The sequence below is a fragment of the Siminovitchia fordii DSM 16014 = CIP 108821 genome, from assembly GCF_000374565.1.
Lineage (GTDB): Bacteria > Bacillota > Bacilli > Bacillales > Bacillaceae_C > Siminovitchia > Siminovitchia fordii.
Genome location: NZ_KB894723.1, coordinates 1 through 4,258, shown reverse-complemented (window position 1 = coordinate 4,258; position 4,258 = coordinate 1). Strand labels below are relative to the sequence as shown.

At 41.7% G+C, this 4,258-nt stretch carries 4 protein-coding genes; all 4 read left to right on the top strand.

Going from position 1 to position 4,258, the window contains the following annotated elements:
- The coding region (locus C509_RS26785; RefSeq protein ID WP_018709225.1) for a collagen-like domain-containing protein at window positions 1–663 on the top strand (663 nt) is incomplete at its 5' end.
- Window positions 664–838: 175 nt separating this feature from the next.
- Window positions 839–1,924 carry a glycosyltransferase gene (locus C509_RS0122685; protein ID WP_018709224.1) on the top strand — a complete coding sequence of 362 codons (1,086 nt, stop codon included), beginning with the start codon at window positions 839–841 and terminating at the stop codon, window positions 1,922–1,924.
- A gap of 384 nt (window positions 1,925–2,308) precedes the next feature.
- Window positions 2,309–2,731, top strand: coding sequence for a hypothetical protein (locus tag C509_RS0122680; protein WP_018709223.1), 423 nt, complete (start codon window positions 2,309–2,311; stop codon window positions 2,729–2,731).
- A gap of 511 nt (window positions 2,732–3,242) precedes the next feature.
- Entirely contained in the window at window positions 3,243–3,947 is a 705-nt protein-coding gene (locus tag C509_RS0122670; RefSeq protein WP_154654489.1) for a hypothetical protein, read from the top strand.
- Window positions 3,948–4,258 lie beyond the last annotated feature (311 nt).

Below are 4,258 nucleotides of genomic sequence, written 5' to 3'. Positions count from 1 at the left end.
CCTGCCGGCGCTGACGGAGCTACCGGACCTGCTGGACCTACTGGACCTGCCGGCGCTGACGGAGCTACCGGACCTGCTGGACCTACTGGACCTGCCGGACCTGCTGGACCTACAGGACCTACAGGACCTACGGGACCTGCTGGACCTGCCGGACCTGCCGGCGCTGACGGAGCTACAGGACCTGCCGGACCTACGGGACCTGCCGGCGCTGACGGAGCTACAGGACCTGCCGGACCTACGGGACCTGCCGGCGCTGACGGAGCTACAGGACCTACGGGGCCTGCTGGACCTACTGGACCTGCCGGCGCTGACGGAGCTACAGGACCTGCTGGACCTGCCGGCGCTGACGGAGCTACAGGACCTGCTGGACCTACTGGACCTGCCGGCGCTGACGGAGCTACAGGACCTGCCGGACCTACAGGGCCTGCTGGACCTACCGGACCTGCTGGACCTACAGGGCCTGCTGGACCTACCGGACCTGCTGGACCTACCGGGCCTGCTGGACCTACAGGGCCTGCTGGACCTACAGGGCCTGCTGGACCTACTGGACCTGCCGGCGCTGACGGAGCTACAGGACCTGCCGGACCTACCGGGCCTGCTGGACCTACAGGGCCTGCCGGACCTACGGGGCCTGCTGGACCTACAGGGCCTGCCGGACCTTAAGGTAGATATAAACTACAAAACTGAATTGTTGGGGGTTGTTCATGATCGTGTAACGTTCATACTTTAGATTTGTATATTTTTTGGTACCACACCTCTTCCCCCAGGGATATGATATGAAGATACTCCTTTGAGTATCTTCTTTTTTGCAAAATTAAAAGTGACTGGAGGAAAGAACATGAATACCATTAGTTTATGTATGATAGTAAAAAATGAAGAAGATGTACTTGAAAGATGTCTTGATTCCGTTAAGGATCTAGTTGATGAGATTAATATTGTGGATACAGGGTCAACGGACAAAACTGTAGAAATCGCAAAGAAATACACGGATCGTGTATTTTTCTTCGAATGGACAGGAAAATTTAAAGATGCAAGGAACGAATCCTTTAGACATGCAACCAAGGATTATATATTTTATCTGGATGCAGATGATGTACTCATGGAAGAAGATCGACAAAAGTTTAAATTACTGAAAGAGACTTTGGCTCCTGATGTTGATTCTGTTTCAATGTTTTACAATGCGGGGATTGATGAATATGGCAACATCACATTACGCTATAGGAGAAATCGACTTTTAAAACGAAGCAAACATTTTCAATGGCAAGGAGATGTTCATAATTACATTGAAGTATCAGGGAATGTTCTAAATTCCGATATATCCGTCACCCATTTAAAAAACAGCCATTCAGTTGGCAGGAATCTCACCATTTATAAAAACAAGATTGAAAATGGCGATACATTTACAGTAAGAGATCACTTTTATTACGGAAATGAACTGCGGGAAAATGGTCATTATAAAGAAGCCATTGATCGCTACTCCAAGGTAATTAATATGGAAGAAGGATGGATTGAAGACAAAGTGTATGCCTGCATCTTCCAGGCAGATTGCTATCGTCATTTAGGAGATACAGAAAAGGAATTATCATCTTTATTTTCCTCTTTCAGGTTCTCCAAGACTCCACGGCCAGAGACAGCCTGCCGAATTGGTTACAATTTTCAACAAAAAAGAGATTATAAAGCAGCTATATTTTGGTATGAATTAGCTACTGAACTGAATGTTGATCCGAACAAATGGAGCTTTACTTATCCCGCCTATCAAACTTGGTATCCACACCTGCAGCTATGTGTATGCTATTACCATATAAAGGAATTAAAAAAATCTTATGAACATAATGAAAAAGCCCGAGAATATCGCCCAAATGATGAAAGAATCCTGTTTAATAAACAAATGCTTGAACAGAAATTGGAATCGAATCCAAGATAAACCGTTAAGCTTCAATCAATCCGGTTTACATTTACTTTTTTCCTCCTTTGGCTAGTTTTCACCTAAATAGTCAATGAAAGCAATATGTTACATGGATTGTAAAGATAAATATGTTTTGTCTTATAAACAGATCAGTGTCCTATTTGATTGTACTAAATTCCTTCCACTCAACCATCCCAACCGTATAGAGGAAAGTATTAGATTTTCTCGTTCCCTTTGCACAGTTCTTTTCCCCTTCTTTAGGTAAGACTATATTCTCTTGTCTTTTAATATTTTAGTATGGAAATGTTTGTTTATAATAGGTAGTTTGGCCAATCAACTTTTCCCCATCAATCATATGCTATGAACTAAAGACCAATTACCTAATACCTAGGAGGGATTATTTTGTTGCAAGAAGAACAAGTGAATGAAAAGCTCGATGGAACATGCAGTTGCTCAACAGGCTATTTCGAGCAACAGCCTTGTTGTGATTTATGTTTTTTAAGTGAAGTCAAAGAAGACTTTTATTGTCCCGAACACCAGATTGATTCAGAGTATGGTTATGATGAAGATGATGATTCATCGGAAAACTACCCACATGAAAAACGATCCCATGATCACCATAGCTGCGCATGCGGAATCTTTAGAGATTTTGTAGAGAATGTACCTGTCGAAATATCTACTTCCAATGATAAAAATATCCCATTATATTTTAAATCAATCGATCTTGATGAGTGCCGTGTTTCATTCTTTGACCCCGCCAGCGAGAGAGTCATTTCAACGGATTGCCGAAATATCACGAGCATCCGATATAATAAATATGAATAGTTTAAGATTTTTTCGAAGGGACATATGGCTTTTACAAAAAAAGGTCATAGCCCTTCGTTTTTTTTCAAAAAGTGACTTTTAAATACTTTACTCTTCAAACGAATTTCCATTATGCCCAGTCTTGAAAATGAACTATAATGATGAACGTTCTTTTTTAAAAAATTAAGGACGATGACTTTTTTAATAACAGCGTAATGTGTCCAAGCAATTCGTTAGGATATACTCAAACACCTCTAAATAAATTGTATACATGTCTTATCTATTTAAAATAATTTGGTTTTTTATAGGGATTCGTGAAATAGTATCTTAATCCGATATATATAACCTGGAATAGACAATTCCCTATTAAGGGACAAGAGCCTTTTTTCAAAACCATGGTAATTGTCCAACCATTTTCGTTATAGATTCAATACAATATATCGTAATCAACACTAAATAGGTTCAAAACAGGTTGTTAATCTATTTAGTGGTTGTGCATGATTAATAAATCAAAAGAAAGGATGGACAATATATGAGGTTTGATGAATTCTGGTGCAAAGATGATGACTATCATATCTCATCATGCGACAGATGCGGATCCATGGATTCTCCTTGCAGATGCAGCAGAAAACCGCGTTACCCGGATCATGAAGTCCTAGTGAATAAGGTCATTTGTTCAAAACAAGTTCAAAAAGTAGCGGAAGCAACTATTCCTTTGTCGGCTTTAGGAATTGTAATAGGGCCTGGGGAACCCCTTCCACTGATTACTTTAACACCGGATCTGGAAGGTATCGTTCAAAACAGGACTGTTTTAAGGGATGAAGTTCTCAATGTCGGTTATGTACCAGCGAATATTACTGTAGCCGGCATCGCTTTACCTATATCTGTAAGTCTCCCATTCCAGGAGCATACTCCATGTCCTGGTGCATGTCCGGAAGACTATTTGGCGGAATCACAGCTAGAGGTTGACAGCATCATTATCCAACCAATACCGTTGGCATCTATTGGAGGCGTAGTAGGAGTAGCATCCGCCCTGTTTAAAGTCGTTATGCGTACAACGTTGACTGTAACTAGACCAATGATAGGCAGAATAAACCAACAAGACTTGTCAAACTTAACTGATGTTAATAATTACCGCTGTGATAACGGAACGCCCCGTACGATACGATTCCCATTGAATGGAACTAGCACTCCAGCTACTCCTCCACCTGCAGGGCCTGCTGCAGAAACAGAATAGTTTGAGCAAAAGAGGCTGGGACAAAACCCAGTAAAAAAAAGAGTGGCATCCACCAACATAAGTTGGTGCAGATGCCACTTTTTATTTGTTTTAGAAAGTAAAAAAGGATACCTTCTGATAAAATTAAAGTCACCACAACAATAAATTAATCGGAGGTATCCTTATGTTTAAACATTATAACATGAATCAGATCGTTTTGCCGTTGGACTTGGAAATAAAACTTCAGGAGAATGATATTGCCTATGCCGTCAACGATGTGGTGGAAAGAATTCCGGACGAAGCTTTCGCCGGTTTTCTGCGTGAAACGGGCT